This is a genomic window from Amycolatopsis sp. WQ 127309 (assembly GCF_023023025.1).
Lineage (GTDB): Bacteria > Actinomycetota > Actinomycetes > Mycobacteriales > Pseudonocardiaceae > Amycolatopsis.
In genome coordinates, this window is the sequence record NZ_CP095481.1 from 7,474,378 (window position 1) to 7,492,079 (window position 17,702).

Genomic DNA, 17,702 nt, shown 5'->3' on the forward strand with positions numbered 1-17,702 from the left:
GCTGATCGAGTGTCTTCTTCGACATCATCCGGACAGGAATGACGCCGTTTCTTGTTTCACCGCCGGGATGGTTGTAGACAGTCCCTCGGCTGATTGAAACGTTTTTATGGCGTCAGGAGACGTTCATGCGCCGGTCGGGAACCTCGATGAAGAGACGGGCGGTCGTCGTCGCGCTCGCACTCGCCGCGGCGGTCGTGCCCGCCACGACCGCGAGCGCGGAACCGGCGCACGGAGGCCCGCTGCCACCGACCGCGCTGCGGGCCGACGGCCAGGCCTCGAACGTCCTGGCCGGCAGTCCCCGGCCGACGCTGGCGTGGACGGTCAACGACCTCGGTCGCGCGGAAACCCAGACGGCGTACGAGATCCGCGTCGACGGCCCGCGGTCCCACTGGGACTCCGGCCGGGTGGTTTCGGGCAACTCGGTCGATGTCGCCTATACCGGGCCCGCGTTGGACAGCGACCGCACCTACGAATGGTCGGTGCGGACCTGGAACAGCGAAGGCCGGCAGTCGCCGTGGTCGGCGCCCGCCCGCTTCGACACCGGCTTGCTGCAGCCGGCCGACTGGTCCGCCTGGTGGCTGCAGGTCGACGACGGCGCGCTCGTCCGCGGCGGCTTCGACGTCACCAAGCCCGTCGCCCGCGCCCGGCTGTACTTCGGCGCGCAGGGCGTCGCCGAACCGCACCTCAACGGCGCCCGCGTCCAGCCCCAGCAGGTGCTCGACTCCGCCGTCACCGACTACGCCGCCCGCGTGCTCTACCGCGACCTCGACGTCACGAAGCTGCTCAAACCCGGCCACAACGCGCTCGCGTTCATGGCCGGCAAGGGCCAGTACACCGGCCGGCCCGCGCTCGTCGCCCAGGTCGACGTCACCTACACCGACGGCTCGACCGCGCGGTTCGGCACCGGCACCGACTGGAAGGCCCACGCCGGCCCGGTGACCGGCGACGACTTCTACTACGGCGAAACCTACGACGCCCGCAAGGAGATCGCGGGCTGGGACACCGCCGGGTTCGACGCCGGCGCCTGGCCCGCCGCGCACGCCGTCGCCCCCGCGTCCCACCGCCGGAGTCTGGCGCAGGGCAAGCTGGTGACGGCCTCGGACACGACCACCTGCTGCGGCTGGTCCCCGGCGGCCGCGACCGACGGCATCGACGGCTCGATCGACGCGTCCGAGGGCTACCACTCCGCCATCGAATCCAGTGCCGACAACACGAAGTGGGCCCAGGTCGACCTCGGCTCGGCCCAACGCCTCGGCTCGGTGACGCTGTTCCCGGCGCGCCCGACCAACGACACCTCGGGTGACGTCGTCGGCGCCGGCTTCCCGGTGCGCTACCGGGTCCAGGTCAGCGACGACCCGGCGTTCGCCACCGCGACGACCGTCGCCGACCGCACCGGCGCCGACCAGGCCAACCCCGGCACCGCGGCCGTCACCCTGCCCGCGAACGTCACCGGCCGGTACGTCCGGGTGACCGCGACGAAACTCGCCTGCGCCGGCACCAGCTGCACCTTCCGGCTGGCCGAGATCGGCGTCCACGGCCCGAATCCCGCCGTCGTCAGCAGCGGCGTCACGCAGCTGCAGGCCGACGTCACCCCGCCGACCCGGATCGTCGCGAACCACGACCCGGTCAAGGAAACCCGGCCCGCGCCGGGGGTGCGCGTCTACGACTTCGGCCAGAACCGCACCGGCCAGGCGACGCTGCGGGCCGCGCAGCCCGCCGGCACGACGGCGTCGCTGAAGAAGGGCGAGATCCTCGACGCGAACGGCCGCGTCTCGACCGCGAACATCAGCTTCAACGGCGCCGAGCCGCCGCGGCAGACCGACCACTACACGTTCAGCGGCACCGGCACCGAGACGTACCTGCCGCACTTCAACTACGCGGGCTTCCGCTACGCCGAGCTGACCGGCGTGCCCGACGACGCCGCCGTCACCGTGACCGCGCAGGAGATCCACACCGATGTCGCCGCGACGGGCCGGTTCGGCACCTCGGACCCGGGGCTCGACCAGATCCAGGCCGCCGTCACGCAGACCCAGCTGAACAACCTCGAGTCGATCCAGATGGACTGCCCGACCCGGGAACGCCACGGCTGGCTCGGCGACGCCGCCGACTCGGACCAGGAGGCGATGGCCAACTTCGACATGCAGGCGTTCTACACGAAGTGGCTCGGCGACATGGTCACCAGCGCCGGCGCCGACGGCAGCCTGCCGTCGGTCGCGCCGGTCAACGGCCGCACGGACTGGCTCACCGACCCGGCGTGGGGCACGGCGTACCCGCAGATCATCTGGGACTCCTACACCCAGTACGGCAACGCGCAGCTGCTCGCCACCCACTACGACCACGTCAAGGCGTGGGTCGACTACCTCGGCGCCATCAGCGACGCCGACCACGTCGTCGTCAACCCGCCGACGTCCTGGGGTGACGACTGGCTCTCGACGGTCAGCACGCCGCACGGCTACTTCCAGACCGGCTTCTCCTACCTCGACGCGCAGCTGCTCGCGAAGATGGCCGCAGCACTGGGAAACCGGGCCGACGCCACCAAGTACAACGCGCTGGCCGCGCAGATCGCCACGGGCTTCCTCAAGCGTTTCTACTCCGCCGAGACCGGCGTCTTCGGCACCGGGACGCAGCTGTCCTACGCCCTGCCGCTGGTGTTCGGGCTCGTCCCGGCCGGCCGCGAGCAGTCCACAGTGGACCGCCTGGTCGCCGACGTCGCCGCGCACCAGAACCACGTCACGACCGGCTTCGTCGGCACCACGCTGGTGTTCCAGGCGCTGGGCAAGTACCAGCGCAACGACGTCGCGCTCGCGATCGCGCAGCGCACCGACTACCCGAGCTTCGGCTACATGGTGAACCAGGGCCCCGGGACGATCTGGGAGAAGTGGGACAACTCCTCGGCGCCGGACGGCACGTCGTCGAAGGACCACATCGGGCTCGGCGGCGCGATCGGCCAGTGGTTCCAGCAGCAGCTCGCCGGGATCCAGCCCGGCACCCCCGGCTGGCGCGAGTTCACCCTCGCCCCCGCCGTCGCCGGGAACCTCACCCACGTGACGGCGCAGCAGCAGACCGTCCGGGGGACCGTGGTGAGTGCGTGGCAGCGTGACGGCAGCACCCTCACCTACCACGCCACGGTTCCGGTCGGCGCGAAGGCGACGATCCGGCTGCCGCTGCTCGGCGGCAAGCAGTCGTCCGTGCGGGAGAACGGCCGGACGATCTTCGCCGACGGCCACGCCGCCCAGGCCGACCCCGGCCTGACGGTCGGCCGGGCCGACGACGAGACGCTCACCCTGACCGCCGGTTCGGGCGACTACACGTTCACCGTGACGCCGCCGCGCACGCCGTTCACCCGGCTCGCGCTCACCACGGGCACACCCGCCGCGATCACCGCGGGCGGCAGCGGTGACGTCCCGGTCGTCGTCGAGGGACGGTCCACTGTGGCCGGTCAGGCGACCCTCGGCGCGCAGGTGCCCGCGGGCTGGACCGCCACGACGACCGCGATCCCGTTGACCCCGGCCACCTCCGAGACGCCGGGCAGTGTGCGGATCACCGTGCCCGCCGGCGCCAAGAGCGGCCTCTACCCGGTGACGCTGACCGTGAAGCCACCACGCGGTGAGGCGGTGAAGACGACCGTGAACGTGCCGGTGTTCGGCAGCTGGGCGAGCGGCGCGACGGCGACGGCGTCGAGTGAGCACGCACCGAACGTCGTCGACGGCGCCACCCGCACCTACCTGGCGTCGAACGCGATCGACCACGACCTCGCGACCTTCTGGAACGACGACACCGACAGCCAGTACCCGGACACGCTCACCGTCACGGCGCCCGCCGCGACCGCGCTGACCGGCGTCGGCTTCGCGTCCAACCCGGACGGCGTCCCGACCGACTTCACCGTGCAGACCTGGGACGGCGCTCAGTGGGCCGACCAGGTCCACGTCACCGGCAACACCGCCGTCCACCGGTGGATCCCGTTCCCGGCGCCGGTGACCACGACCCAGGTGCGGATCGCCGTCGCGGCCGCGCAGAACAGTTTCTCGAGGATCGCGGAGGTGACGCCGTGATACGGCGTGGAGCAGCCCTGATCGCGGCCGTGCTGATCACCGGCACGACCGTCCCCGCAGCGGCCGAGGCCGCGCCCGCTTCGCCTTCCGCTTGTCCCTGGGTGGGGTCCCACGCGCCCGTGGACAAGCGGGTGGCGCAGGTGCTCGGGCAGATGACGCTCGACGAGAAGATCACGATGGTGCACGGCACCGCCGCCGGCGGCTACACCGGCCGCGTCGCGGGCGACGATCGGCTGTGCATCCCGTCGCTGAAGATGGAGGACGGCCCGCTGGGCGTCAACCTGGGCAACACCACCCAGCTGCCCGCCGCGTCCGCCGTCGCCGCGTCGTTCGACGCGGGGTTGGCCAAGACCTACGGGTCGGTGATCGGCGCCGAGGACAAGACGAAGGGCGTCGACGTCGACCTCGGCCCGACCATCAACATCGTGCGTGACCCGCGCTGGGGCCGCGCGTTCGAGTCCTACAGCGAAGATCCGTACCTGGCCGGGCAGCTGGGCGCGGCCGACATCGACGGCGTCCAGTCCCAGGGCGTGATGGCGCAGGTGAAGCACTGGGCCGTCTACAACCAGGAGGAGAACCGCAACACCACCGCCGACAACGCGGTGATCGACGACCGGACCGTGCACGAGATCTACGCCAGCGCGTTTGGGAACGTCGTCGCGAAGGCCAAGCCGTCGTCGGCGATGTGCTCGTACTCCTCGATCAACGGCACCTACGCGTGTGAGAACCCGTACCTCAACGACATCCTGAAGCAGGACTTCGGGTTCGACGGCTTCATCACCTCCGACTGGGGTGCCACGCACAGCGCGGCCCCGTCGGCGAACGCCGGGATGGACATGGAGATGCCCGGCCAGGACTTCTTCGGCGCCACGCTGAAGACGGCCGTCCAAAGTGGACAGGTGCCGCAGTCCCGGCTGGACGACATGGTCACCCGCATCCTGCGCGAGGAGTTCCGCTTCGGGCTGTTCGACCACCCGTCGCCCGACACGCTCGACGCGGCCGCGTCGACCGCCGCGCACCTCGCGGTGGCCAAGAAGGCCGCCGAAGACGGCACGGTCCTGCTCAAGAACGACGGCTTGCTGCCGCTGGACGCGCGCAAGCTGCGCTCGGTCGCGGTGATCGGCGACGGCGCGGGCAAGAACACGCTCAGCTCCGGCGGCGGCAGCGCGCACATCGCCGGCACCGGCACGGTCACGCCGTTGGACGGCATCAAGGCGCGCGCCGGCTCGGGCATCGACGTCGAGTACGCGCAGGGCAACCTCGGCACCGGCAGCGCGCTGCCCCCGATCGAGAGCAGTGCGCTCAAGCCGCCGTCGGGGACCGGCAGCGGGCTGCAGGGGGACTACTACGCGAACACCGACTCGTCCGGGACGCCGGTGGTGACCCGCACCGACCCGCAGGTGGCGTTCACCTTCAGCGGGGCGCCCGCGCCGGGCGTGCCCGCGACGAACTTCTCGGCCAAGTGGACCGGCACCCTCACCGCGCCCGCGACCGGCACCTACACCCTCGGCCTGACCAGCGACGACGGCAGCCGGCTGCTCGTCGGCGGGCAGCAGGTGATCGACAACTGGGGTGACCACGGCGCGCAGACCAAGACCGCGCAGGTCCCGCTCACCGCGGGGCAGCCGGTCCAGGTCGAGGTCGACTACTACCAGGGCGGCGGCGACGCCTCGGTCAGCCTCGGCTGGCTGCCGCCGGGGGAGGACCTCGCCGGGCAGGCGGCCGCGCTCGCCGCGAAGTCCGACGTCGCGGTCGTCTACGCCAACGACTACGAGTCCGAAGGCGGCGACCTCGACGACATCGACCTGCCCGCCGACCAGAACAAGCTGATCGACGCCGTCGCGGCGGCCAACCCGAACACCGTCGTCGTGCTCAACACCGGCTCCGCCGTGACGATGCCGTGGCTGGCGAAGGTCAAGGGCGTCTTCGAGGCGTGGTACCCGGGCCAGGAAGCGGGGCACGCGATCGCGTCGCTGCTCTTCGGCGACGTCGCGCCGTCCGGCAAGCTGCCGGTGACGTTCCCGGCGTCGCTCGGCCAGGTGCCCGCGTCGACGCCGGAGCAGTGGCCGGGTGTCGACGGCAAGGTCCAGTACTCCGAGGGTCTCGACGTCGGCTACCGCTGGTACGACCGGAAGAACCTGACGCCGTTGTACCCCTTCGGTTTCGGGCTCTCGTACACGAACTTCCGGTTCTCGAACCTGAAGGTGGACGGCGACACCCTGCGGGAGAACGGCCGGATCTCGGTCAGCGCCGACGTCACCAACACCGGTGCGCGGCGCGGCGCCGAGGTCGCCCAGCTGTACCTGAGCGATCCGGCGTCCACCGGCGAGCCGGTCAACCAGCTCAAGGGCTTCCAGAAGGTGGACCTCCAGCCGCGCCAGACGCAACGGGTCCGGTTCGAGCTGACCGCGCAGGACGCGTCGTACTGGAGCACCGACGCACACGCGTGGGAACTCGGCGTCGGCCGGTACACCGTCCGCGTCGGCGACTCGTCCCGGAACCTCCCGCTGTCGGGCGGTTTCCGCGTCGACCACACCACCGGGCCGCGGTTCACGAAGGTGGCCGCGCCCGCGATCGCGGCGCCCGGCAAGACCCTCTCGGTGACGACCACCTTCACCAACGGCGCCACCGAAGCCGTGCACGACGCGGTGACGACTCTGGCTGTCCCGGCGGGCTGGAAGGCGACCCCGCGCACCCCGGCGGTCGTCCGGACGGTCCGGCCGGGGGAGTCGGTGCCGACGACCTGGGCGGTGACGGCCGGCGCTTCGGCGGCGCCCGGCCCGGTCTCGCTGTCCGCCACCACCCGGTACGCGGGTGGCTCGGTCCGGGGCACGGCGTCCACGCAGGTCGCCTACCCGAACCTGGCCGCGGCGTACACGGACGTCGGCGTCACCGACGACGCCGACCCGGCGCCGGGCAACCTCGACGGCGCGGGCTTCAGCTTCTCCGCCCAGGCCCTGGACTCGGTGGGCGTCCACCCCGGCGGCCCGGTCACGAGCGGCGCGGCGACGTTCACCTGGCCGGACGTCCCGGCGGGTCAGCGGGACACGGTGACCACGGCCGGTCAGAGCGTCAGCCTCACCGGCTCGGGGACGGCGCTGAACCTGCTGACCACCGGCACGAACGGCACCCAGAGCGGCCCGGTCACCGTGACCTACGCCGACGGCACGACGTCCACCTCGACGCTCACCGTCGCGGACTGGTACGCGAACCAGGCCGTGGCCGGCTGCGTGCTCGTGGCGACGACGCCGTACTGGAACCGCCCCGCGGGAAGTACGTACCCGCACGACCAGAAGGTGAGTCTCTACGCGGCTTCCGTGCCGCTGACGGCGTCGAAGCAGGTCGCGTACGTGACGCTGCCGTCGAACAAGCAGCTGCACGTCTTCGCGACGGCGTTCACCGCGTGAAGCCGTAGCGCAGGAACCGCATGGCGTCGCGGACCGGCGGCACGTGGGCGAACGCCCGCGTGACCGCCCGGGCCGCGGCGCCGTTCTGGTGCCCGCCGATCAGGTCGACGGCGGACCGTTCGTCGAGCAGCCGCAGCGGCGGGTGCTCGGTGGCGAAGGCTTCCGGCGCGGGCATCGCCCAGCGGAAGCCGGTGTCCGCGCGGCGCATCGAGGGCTGCAGGCCCGCGACCGTCTTGACCCACGGCGCGACGCCGTCGAAGACCAGCCGGCCGCTGGGGAAGTGCCGCAGCGCCCGGTCGACCAGCCGGTCCACGTCGTCCGGGGCGAGGTACATCAGCAGCCCTTCGGCGAGTACCAGCGCGGGCCGGTCGGCCGGGATCTCGTCCCACCACGCGGCTTCGGTGACCGACGAGCCCACGGTGCGGACGCCCTCGATCGGTCCGTAGAGGCGTTCGCGGAGTTCGATGACGTCGGGGTAGTCGACGTCGATCCATTGCGCGGTCGCCGGGCGCTCGATGCGCAGCGGGCGGCTGTCCAGGCCGCACGCCAGGTGCAGCACCAGGCCGTCGGGGTGGCCGGCGAGGAAGTCGCGGGTCCAGGCGTCGAACTGGCGGGCCCGGGTGGCGATCAGCGGCGCGTTGCCCTTGAGGTTGCCGAGCCGGCCGAAGTCGTAGTCGATCCGGTCGACGACGTCCTGCGCGAACGGGTCACCGAGGATCGGCGTCGTGCGGAGGTTGTCGAGGGCGCGCAGGTACAGCGCCATCAGCAGGGTTTCCTTCTCCTGGCTCAGGCGGACCTGTTCGGTCATCGGGGTCTCCGTTCTCCGGCGGCCGCAGGAGCGAGCCGACCCAGTGGTAGACGGATTGCGCGGCGCGCAGCCGGGACGCGCGTTCGGCGTCGCGGCCGACGAGGTCGAGGCCCTGGTGGAGGACGTCCTCGAAGGCGCTCATGCCTTCGATGCGCCGGCGGACGGCGGTTTCCCAGCCCTGGTCGTCGAGCCGGTAGTAGGCGGTGCGGTCACCGGCGCGGGTGTAGCGGCGGACGAGCCCGGTGGCGGTCAGGGAGCGGATGTTCGCCGTCATCGACGCGCGGCTCGCCTTGATCCCGGCGGCGATGTCGGCCGCGGACTGTTCGGCGGGCTCGCAGATCATCAGCCAGCCGAGGATGCGCCCGGTGATCGGCGGCAGCCCTTCCTGGCGCGCGAAGAAGGCCGAGACCTGCTCGATCCAGGCTTCCTCGTTCACCCGCGTCTCCCTCCAGTCATTACAGTCATGACTGTAACACGTGTCGGATGTGACCCGGCTCACTCGCGGACGAAGTTTCTGTGATCCAGGATGGTCGGGCCCGGTCTCCTGGTCGTACGGGAATTCGTCGGCGGAGTGAGGGTGTGGACGTGATCGGTCAGAAGCGGCTCGAGCAGGTGGACGTGTCGCAGGTGGTCGCCGCGCGAGCCGGCGACAGCACGGCGCTCGACGCGCTGGTCGCGGCGTACCTGCCGCTGGTCTACAGCATCGCCGGCCGCGCACTCTCGTCGGACGCCGACGTCGACGACGTCGTCCAGGAGACGATGCTGCGCGTCCTGCGGGGCATCGAGACCCTGCGCGAGCCCGCCAGGTTCCGGTCGTGGCTGGTCGCAGTGACGATCAACCAGATCCGCGAGCACCACCGCCGCCGAAGCGCGGCCCCGGACCCGCTGGCCGAGTACGACGAGCGCCCGGACCCGGCCGCCGAGTTCGCCGAGACGGCGTTGGCCCGGCTGCACATAGCGGAGCAACGCCGCGAGGTCGACGAGGCGGCCCGCTGGCTGGACCCCGCGGACCGCGAACTGCTGGCCCTGTGGACCCTCGAGCGCGCCGGGCACCTGACCCGCACGGAGGTCGCGGAGGCCCTGCGCCTGGACGCCCACCTGGTGACGGTCCGGGTGAGCAGGCTGAAGACCCGCCTGGAGACGATCCGCCCGTTGGTGCGCGCGCTGACGGCCGAGCCGCGCTGCGCCCGCCTGGACCAGGCATCATCGGGCTGGTCGGGCCGCCCGGGACCGCTGTGGCGCAAGCGGTTCCTGCGCCACGTGGAGGAGTGCGTGCGTTGCCGCCGCGAGACGGACGACGCGGTCCCGGTGGACAGGATCCTCACGGGCGCGGCGTTGCTGGTGCTCCCGGCCGGGTACTTGCCGCAACTACTGGCGAACCTGTGGGACGTGGTCTCGGGATCGGCGGTAGGCGGCCCGCTCGCGGCCGGTGGCAGTACGGCTGCGGGTGGTGGTGCGAGTGCTGCAGGTGGTGCCGCGGGCAGTGGCGCAAGCGGTGCCGTGGGCGGTGGTGGCGTTGGGAGTGGGGCAAGCGCCGCCGCCGGGAGTGGTGGTGCCGCCGGAGGCGGCACGGCTGCGGGTGCTGGTGCCGGGAGTGCTGCGGGTGGTGCCGTAAGTGGTGCGGTCGCGAGTGCGGGCGCCGCAGCCGGAGTTGGCCCGGGCGCTGCCGTAGGAGCTGGTGCCGTCGCCGCGGGTGGTGCTGTGGCGGCCGGTTCCCTTGCCCGGCTTCTCGCCGCGAAGCCTTTTCTCGCGGCGGCCGGCGCTGCGGTCGTCTGCGCGCTCGGCGTGGCCGGGGCCGTGGCGCTTTCCCAGCCGGGGCAGCCGATCCAGCCGCCGGCCGCGCTGTCCGGGGGTGTCTCCCGTCCTGCTCCGGTGCCCGAGACCAAGCCCGGCACCACCGCAGCCCCGACCTCCGCCCCGGTGGCGAGCACCTCGGCGCCGGCGTCCACACAAGCGAGTTCGACGCCGACGCCCGCCGCACCGCCGGCCCCGAGTTCGGCGAAACCGCGCGTCCTGACGCCCGAGGAACGGGTCCTCGCCCTGATCAACGACCAGCGCGCCGCCGCGGGGCTGCCCGCGCTGCGGATGGATCCCGCGCTCGTCACCGGAGCCGCGGCGCACAACCGGACGATGGCCGGCGGCTGCGGCCTGTCGCACCAGTGCCCCGGCGAGGCCCCGCTAGGCGACCGCGAGCACGCGGCGGGCGCACAGTGGAACTCGGCGGGCGAGAACATCGGCACGGGTGGCCCCGTAGCCGACGCGACCGACCCGATCGCCCGGATGGCCCTAGGTCTGACCCAGAGCATGATCGACGAGAAGCCCCCGAACGACGGCCACCGCCGCAACATCCTGAGCACCTCCTTCACCCGCATCGGCATCGTGGTCACCCGCGACTCCCACGGTTCGGTCTGGCTGACCCAGGATTTCGCCGGCAGCTGACGCGGGCGCCATCGAACCGGCGAAGGCACCCAAGCTCCCCGGCGAGCCGGGTGACCTCCCGGAGAACCCGGCCTGCCGCAATCCGTGACCTCGCCAGCCCGGCCGGGCGAGACCGGCGAACCCGGCGATCCGGCGCTCGCCGACCCGGTGGCCAGCTGCTCGGCGACCGCCAGCCCAGCCGGGCGAGACCGGCGAACCCGGCGATCCGGTGAATTCGGCGCTCGCCGACCCGGTGATCAGCTGCCCGGGGACCGCGCCAGCCCGGCCGGGCGAGACCCGGCAAACCCGAGCGCCCCGGCGGATCCAGGGCTCAGTGACCTGGTGGCCAGCTACTCGGGGACCGCGCCAACCCAGCCGGGCAAGAGCCGGCGAACCCAAGCAACCCGGCGTATCCAGCGACCCAGTGCCTGGCGACCCAGTGCCCAGCCGCTCGGTGACCAGCTACTCGGCGACCCCGTGAACCCGGCAAACCCGGCGTCTCAGCGACCGGCGAACCCGGCGAAACCCCGGCGAACCCAGCAAACCTTCAGAGAGCCCAGCGACCCCATCAACCGACCCAGCGACCCGGCAACCCGGCAACTCGGCGACCCCATCAACCGACCCAGCGACCCGGCCTACCCTCGCCATCACAACCTCCGTCCTTTGTAGACCGACAAGCGCGCGCGACCAAACGGCGTCCTCCTGATGGAGCAACGCTGCTTAGTCGTAAATTTACTCATCCATGTCAAGTTCTTGCATGTTGTCTCTCGGTTGTTGCATGCTCGTACGACTCTGGCTCCCCTCCTGCTGTCTCGAAGAAGAGAAGACGCCATGACTCGTATGCGCCTGTCCCGGCTCGTCGCAGGTCTCCTCGCCGCGGGGCTCACCCTCACCGGGCTCGCCTCCGCGGCCGGTGCGCCACCACCGCCACCACCCTCGGATACCGCCCAAGTCCGGCCGGCCGCGCTCGCGGACGTGCCGCTGACCCGCACCGTGTCGGCCAGCAGTGCGCTGCCCGGCTATCCCGTCGCCAACACCGTCGACGGCAACCAGGACACCTACTGGGAGTCCGCGAACAACGCCTTCCCGCAGTGGCTCCAAGCCGACCTCGGGTCGGCCAAGACGCTCTCGCGGGTCGTGCTGAAACTGCCCGCGGCCTGGGAGTCCCGCACCCAGACCCTCGCCGTGCGCGGCAGCGCCGACGGCACCTCGTTCACCGACCTCGCCGCCTCGAAGGGCTATGCGTTCGGGGGCACCGTGACGATCCCGGTGACGGCGTCGGCCCGGTACGTGCGGCTGAACATCACCGCCAACACGCAGTGGCCCGCCGCGCAGCTCTCGGAGTTCGAGCTCTACGGCGCGGACACCGGCGACACGCAGGCCCCGACCGCGCCGGCGAACCTCGCGCTGACCGAGCCCGGCTCCGGCCGGATCGGGCTGAGCTGGTCGGCCTCGACCGACAACGTCGGCGTCACCGGCTACACCGTCTACCGGGACAACACGCCCGTCACGACGGTCACCGGCACCACCTTCGGTGAGACGCGCCCCGCGGGCACCCGCGTCGAGTACTTCGTGCGAGCCAAGGACGCCGCCGGCAACGAGTCCGCCGACAGCAACCACGTGGTGCGCCAAGGCACCCAGGCCGGCCAGAACCTCGCCGCCGGCAAGCCGATCGAGGCGTCGTCGACGGTCAACGACTTCGTCGCCACCAACGCCAACGACGGCAACACCGCCACGTACTGGGAGTCCGCCGCGGGCTACCCGAACACGCTGACGGTGAAGCTCGGCGCCAACGCCGACCTCGACTCGGTCGTCGTGAAGCTCAACCCGGACGCGGCCTGGGGCGCGCGGACGCAGAACTTCGAGGTCCTCGGCCGTGACCAGGGTGCGACCGCGTTCACGTCGCTGAAGGCCCGCGCCGACTACCGCTTCGACCCGGCCGGCAACCAGAACTCGGTGACCGTCCCGGTCAGCGGGCGGGCCGCGGACGTCCGGCTGCAGTTCTCCGCCAACTCCGGCGCGCCCGGCGGGCAGGTCGCCGAGTTCCAGGTGCTCGGCACCCCGGCGCCGAACCCGGACCTCGTCGTCACCGGCACGTCCTGGACGCCGGCGAACCCGACCGAGACCAGCCAGGTCGCGGTGTCGGCGACGGTCAAGAACGCGGGGACCGCGAACGCGGCCGCGACCACCGTGAACGTCAGCCTCGGCGGCACGGTCGTCGGCAACGCGGCCGTCGGCGCGCTCGCCGCGGGCGCGTCCACCACGGTGACGGTGAACGCGGGCACTCGGCCGCAGGGCACCTACAGCGTGTCCGCGACCGTCGACCCGGCCAACACCGTGGTCGAGCAGAACGACACCAACAACACCTACACCTCACCGACACAGCTCGTCATCGCACAGGCGCCGGGGCCGGACCTCGAGGTCACCGGCATCACGTCGAACCCGCCGAACCCGGCGGTCGGCGCGGCCGTGTCGTTCACCGTCGCGGTGCACAACCGCGGCACGAGCAGCGCGGGCGCGTCCGTCACCCGGGTGACCGTCGGCGCCACCACGCTCGACGCCACCACCGCCGCGATCGCGGCCGGTGCCACGGCGAACGTCGCGGTGCCGGGCACCTGGACCGCCACCAACGGCGGCGCCACCCTGACCGCGACGGCCGACGCGACGAACACCGTCGCGGAGACCAGCGAGTCCAACAACGCGCTCTCGCGGGCGATCGTCGTGGGCCGCGGCGCGGCGGTGCCGTACACCGAGTACGAGGCGGAAGCCGCGCAGTACCAAGGAGAACTGCTGACGGCCGACCCGCTGCGCACGTTCGGGCACACGAACTTCGCGACCGAGTCCTCGGGCCGCCAGTCCGTGCGGCTGGCGAGCCAGGGCCAGTACGTCGAGGTCACGTCGACGAACCAGTCGAACTCGATCGTCGTGCGCAACTCGGTGCCCGACGCCGCGGCCGGCGGCGGCCAGGACTACACGCTCAGCCTGTACGTCAACGGCGCGTTCGCCCAGAAGCTGACGCTCTCCTCGACGCACAGCTGGCTCTACGGCACCACCGACGACCCGGAGGGCCTCACCAACCGGCCCGGGGGAGACGCGCGGCGGCTGTTCGACGAGTCGCACGCGCTGCTGGCGCAGTCGTACCCGCCGGGCACGAAGTTCAAGCTGCAGCGGGACAGCGGTGACAACGCGGCGTTCTACGTCCTGGACCTGGTCGACCTGGAGCAGGTCGCCCCGGCGACGGCCAAGCCGGCCGAGTGCACCTCGATCACCGAGTACGGCGCGGTGCCGAACGACGGCGTCGACGACTCCACGGCGATCCAGCGCGCGGTGACCGACGACCAGAACGGCGTCATCGCGTGCGTGTGGATCCCCGAAGGGCAGTGGCGGCAGGAGAAGAAGATCCTGACCGACGACCCGAACGTGCCCAACGGCGGCGGCCAGTACAACCAGATCGGCATCTCCAACGTGACGGTCAAGGGGGCCGGCATGTGGCGCTCGCAGCTGTACTCGCTGATCCAGCCGCAGGACGCGGGCACGATCAACCACCCGCACGAGGGCAACTTCGGGTTCGACATCGACAAGAACGTGCAGCTTTCCGACATCGCCATCTTCGGGTCCGGCCGGATCCGCGGCGGCGACGGCAACGCCGAGGGCGGCGTCGGCCTCAACGGCCGGTTCGGCACGGGCACGAAGATCGCGAACGTCTGGATCGAGCACGCGAACGTGGGCGTGTGGGTCGGCCGGGACTACGGCAACATCCCGGCGCTGTGGGGGCCGGCCGACGGCCTCGAGTTCAGCGGCGTGCGGATCCGCGACACCTACGCCGACGGCATCAACCTCACGAACGGCAGCCGGAACTCGCGGGTGTTCAACTCGTCGTTCCGCACCACCGGTGACGACTCGCTCGCGGTGTGGGCGAGCCAGTACGTGAAGGACCCGTCGGTGGACATCGGGCACGACAACGTGTTCACCAACAACACGATCCAGCTTCCGTGGCGCGCCAACGGGATCGCGATCTACGGCGGGTACGGCAACAAGATCGAGAACAACCTCGTCTACGACACGATGAACTACCCGGGCATCATGCTGGCGACCGACCACGACCCGCTGCCGTTCTCCGGGCAGACGACGATCGCCAACAACGCCCTCTACCGCTGCGGCGGCGTGTTCTGGGGCGAGCAGCAGAAGTTCGGCGCGATCACGTTCTTCGCGCAGAGCAAGGACATCCCGGGGGTGACGTTGCGGGACACCGAGATCCACGACTCGACCTACGACGGCATCCAGTTCAAGACGGGCGGCGGCGTCGTGACCGCGGCCGTCACGAACGTCAAGATCGACAAGTCGAACAACGGCGCGGGCATCCTCGCGATGAGTGGCGCCCGCGGCAGCGCGACGCTGACGAACGTGGCGATCACCAACTCGTCGACGGGCAACGTCGTCGTCGAGCCGGGTTCGCAGTTCGTGATCAACGGCGCGCCGATCCCGGCAGTGGTCGCCTCAGGCCGCCGCGAAACGAGGTAACGCTGGTGCCGGGGCGGGTGAGAGCCGCCCCGGCGTCACTCGTAGCGGGGGACCACCGCGAACACCTCGAGATCGGTGGGCGCGCCCTTCGCGCGGAACTTGCGGCGACGGCGGACGGTGAACCGGTCGCGGTCGAGGTTCGCCAGGACGTCGCCGGTGATGAGGACCTCGCCGCCGCCGGCCGCGTCCATGATCCGGGCGGCGATGTTGACGTCGACGCCGAAGTAGTCGCGGCCGACCCGGCGGGGGCGGCCGGTGTGCAGGCCCGCGCGCAGCTGGGGGCGGTAGCCGTCGAGGTCGATCGCGCTGACCGCGCCGCACGTCTCGTACGCCGCTTCGACCGCGGCCGCGGGGTCGGCGAAGGCGGCCATCAGCCCGTCGCCGAGGCCCTTCACGACGCGGCCGCGGTGACGGGCGATCGTCGCCTCGCTCGCGGTCGACACCGCGCGCAGGAGTTCGAGCGCCCGCGCGTCGCCGGCGTCGAGGGCCCAGCTGGAGAAGCCGACCAGGTCGGTGAACACGATCGTCGTCTCGCCGGTGTCGCTTTCGCGGCCCTGGGCGACGGCCTGCCACACCTGCACCGCCGCGAGCCCGAGTTCACGCATCGCGCTGGGCTGCTCGGCTTTCGCCTCGGCCAGCAGCCGCGCCACCCGGTCGGAGGGGTGGCCCGCGGTGGTCGACAGCGCGTCGCCGAGGTCGCGGTCGCCGGGCACCAGCCGCCGCACGACGCGGGCGGACCGCACCAGGCCCGGTCGCCGGTCGGCGGCCCGCAGCAGGTCGACGAACCGGGCGGCTTTCCGCGTCCGGTCCGGCTGTCCGTCGTGGCTGTCCGTCACCAGCCGCATGCTACCGGGAGGTAGCCTCCCCGGCGGCCGGAACGTGACGGGCTCCGCTCACGCGTTGATCAACCGGGTACCAGGGTGTGCTTGATCGACTCCAGGTAGCTCGCCAGCGTGACTGGCTTCCGCCCGGTCAGCTCCGCGTACCGGTCCGGATCCGGCGTCATGCGCGTCCCGCGCCGGAGCACGCCCGCCGCCACGTTCGGGATGTGGGCCGCCATGTCCGCGTTCAAGGCGCCTTCGGCGATCGCGGTCAGCTCGTCCCGCCACTCGGCCACGCCGATCGGCTCGAACCGCACGGGCTTCCCGAGCACGCCGGTCAGCACGTCGGCGATTTCCTGGTGGGTCCGCAGTTCCGTGCCGGGGATCTCGGCGAGCGCACCGTCGAACAGCTCGGGCCTGAGCAACGCGCAGGCCGCCAGCTCCGCGGCGTCCGAGCCGTTGATCCAGGACAGCGCCGACGCGCCGAACGCGGTGCGGATCACGGCGTCGCCGGCGAGGGACCGGCCGTGCAGGAGCGGCAGGTTCTCGTGGAACAGCGCCATGATCCGCAGCACGAAAACGTCGATGCCGGCCCAGCGCAGGACCTCTTCGGCCAGCCACTGCTCCCGGCCGAGCGCACTCGGGTGCTCGGGGTGCGCGGGGCCCATCGACATCACGACGGTGCGGATCGGGCGACCCGTCCGCCGGATCGCCTCGGCCCAGTTCGCCGCGGCCGAGGTGACCCCGCCGGCGACCGGGTAGGCGAAGTAGGCCTGCTCGACGCCGTCCAGCGCCGGTTCGAGGGTGCGCCGGTCGTGGAGGTCGCCGAGCACGACGTCGACACCCAGGGTCCGCAGCGCGCGGCTGGCGTCCGATTCGCGGCGCACCAGGATCCGCACCGGGACGCCCTGCTCCAGCAGCCGCTGGGTCAGGTGGGTCCCGGTACCCCCGTGCCGTCCGCCCGCACCCGTGACGAGAACCGTTCCGGTCATCTTGCTCCGTCCGTCGAAAGTGACGGTGACATGCTAAGTCCGGAAAGACAACTCAGGCGAGTGTGCTGCGCCACAGCAAACGCCGTGAGCGTGTGACGGCTATCAGTCGTCGTCCTTGGCGGGGCGGGTGAGGTCGATCTCGGCCCACACGGTCTTGCCCGTGCTGCGCTGCCGCTGGCCCCAGGAGACCGTGATCGCGTCGACGACTTCGAGGCCGTGGCCGCCGCTGTCCGACGGCGTGCGGCGGCACGCGGGGTCCAGGCAGGCGTCGTCGACCTCGAGGCAGATCCAGCCGCGTTTGCGTAGCAACCGGACCTGACGCGGGGGTTCGCCGTGCCGGAGGGCGTTCGAGGTCAGCTCGTCGAGCACCAGGACGACGTCGAGGCGCTGGTGCTCGGGCAGGTCCCGCAGCACGCGGTGGGCCCACGCCCGGACCGCGGGCAGCTCGCCGAAGTCGTCGGCGACCTCCAGTGCGACCACTCGCAGGTCGTCGTGGGTGCGTGTCGGCTGCATCGCGGCCTTGTCCTCCTAGATCACCGTTCCGCGCCTGGTGGGGGCTCGTCCCTCGGCCGGTCCGGCGCCGGGCCGTGGGTGCGGCCGGCGCACCCACGACCCGGTGTGCGGTCCCGGTGCCGCCGCGTCGAGGGGGGAGTGAACGCGACGGAACCCGGGACCTCGGCCCG

Annotated in this window: 9 protein-coding genes; 4 read left to right on the forward strand and 5 right to left on the reverse strand. The window is 71.9% G+C overall.

From position 1 onward, the window contains the following. The first annotated feature begins 146 nt into the window (after positions 1-146). A complete protein-coding gene (locus tag MUY22_RS33640; RefSeq protein WP_247051194.1) occupies positions 147-4,052 on the forward strand; it encodes a family 78 glycoside hydrolase catalytic domain in 3,906 nt (1,301 codons plus the stop codon). Continuing rightward, positions 4,049-7,459 carry a glycoside hydrolase family 3 C-terminal domain-containing protein gene (locus tag MUY22_RS33645; protein WP_247051195.1) on the forward strand — a complete coding sequence of 1,137 codons (3,411 nt, stop codon included), beginning with the start codon at positions 4,049-4,051 and terminating at the stop codon, positions 7,457-7,459. The genes MUY22_RS33640 and MUY22_RS33645 overlap by 4 nt, the downstream gene beginning before the upstream one ends. On the opposite strand, the gene MUY22_RS33650 is transcribed toward MUY22_RS33645, so the two are convergent. After that, the gene (locus tag MUY22_RS33650; protein ID WP_247051196.1) at positions 7,449-8,267 is read right to left on the reverse strand and encodes a class I SAM-dependent methyltransferase; all 819 of its coding nucleotides are present in this window, start codon (positions 8,265-8,267) and stop codon (positions 7,449-7,451) included. The two genes, MUY22_RS33645 and MUY22_RS33650, sit on opposite strands and share 11 nt — an antisense overlap. Continuing rightward, positions 8,167-8,703 carry a GbsR/MarR family transcriptional regulator gene (locus MUY22_RS33655; RefSeq protein ID WP_247051197.1) on the reverse strand — a complete coding sequence of 179 codons (537 nt, stop codon included), beginning with the start codon at positions 8,701-8,703 and terminating at the stop codon, positions 8,167-8,169. The genes MUY22_RS33650 and MUY22_RS33655 overlap by 101 nt, the downstream gene beginning before the upstream one ends. A 149-nt stretch (positions 8,704-8,852) precedes the next feature. Here MUY22_RS33655 and MUY22_RS33660 point away from each other — a divergent pair, with 149 nt between their 5' ends. Beyond that, positions 8,853-10,706 (forward strand): sigma-70 family RNA polymerase sigma factor, encoded by a 1,854-nt coding sequence (locus MUY22_RS33660; RefSeq protein WP_247051198.1) that lies wholly within the window; start codon positions 8,853-8,855, stop codon positions 10,704-10,706. A gap of 810 nt (positions 10,707-11,516) precedes the next feature. Continuing rightward, positions 11,517-15,206, forward strand: a complete 3,690-nt coding sequence (locus MUY22_RS33665; RefSeq protein ID WP_247051199.1) for a CARDB domain-containing protein — start codon at positions 11,517-11,519, stop codon at positions 15,204-15,206. Between the two features lie 35 nt (positions 15,207-15,241). Here MUY22_RS33665 and MUY22_RS33670 read toward each other — a convergent pair whose 3' ends face one another. The 3 genes from MUY22_RS33670 to MUY22_RS33680 all read right to left on the reverse strand — a co-directional run bounded on the left by MUY22_RS33670 (position 15,242) and on the right by MUY22_RS33680 (position 17,532). Then, a complete protein-coding gene (locus tag MUY22_RS33670) occupies positions 15,242-16,051 on the reverse strand; it encodes an adenylate/guanylate cyclase domain-containing protein (RefSeq protein ID WP_371827519.1) in 810 nt (269 codons plus the stop codon). Between the two features lie 59 nt (positions 16,052-16,110). Continuing rightward, on the reverse strand, positions 16,111-17,019 hold the full coding sequence (locus MUY22_RS33675) for an NmrA family NAD(P)-binding protein (protein WP_247051201.1): 909 nt from the start codon (positions 17,017-17,019) through the stop codon (positions 16,111-16,113). Between the two features lie 102 nt (positions 17,020-17,121). Next, the gene (locus MUY22_RS33680; protein ID WP_247051202.1) at positions 17,122-17,532 is read right to left on the reverse strand and encodes an ATP-binding protein; all 411 of its coding nucleotides are present in this window, start codon (positions 17,530-17,532) and stop codon (positions 17,122-17,124) included. Positions 17,533-17,702 lie beyond the last annotated feature (170 nt).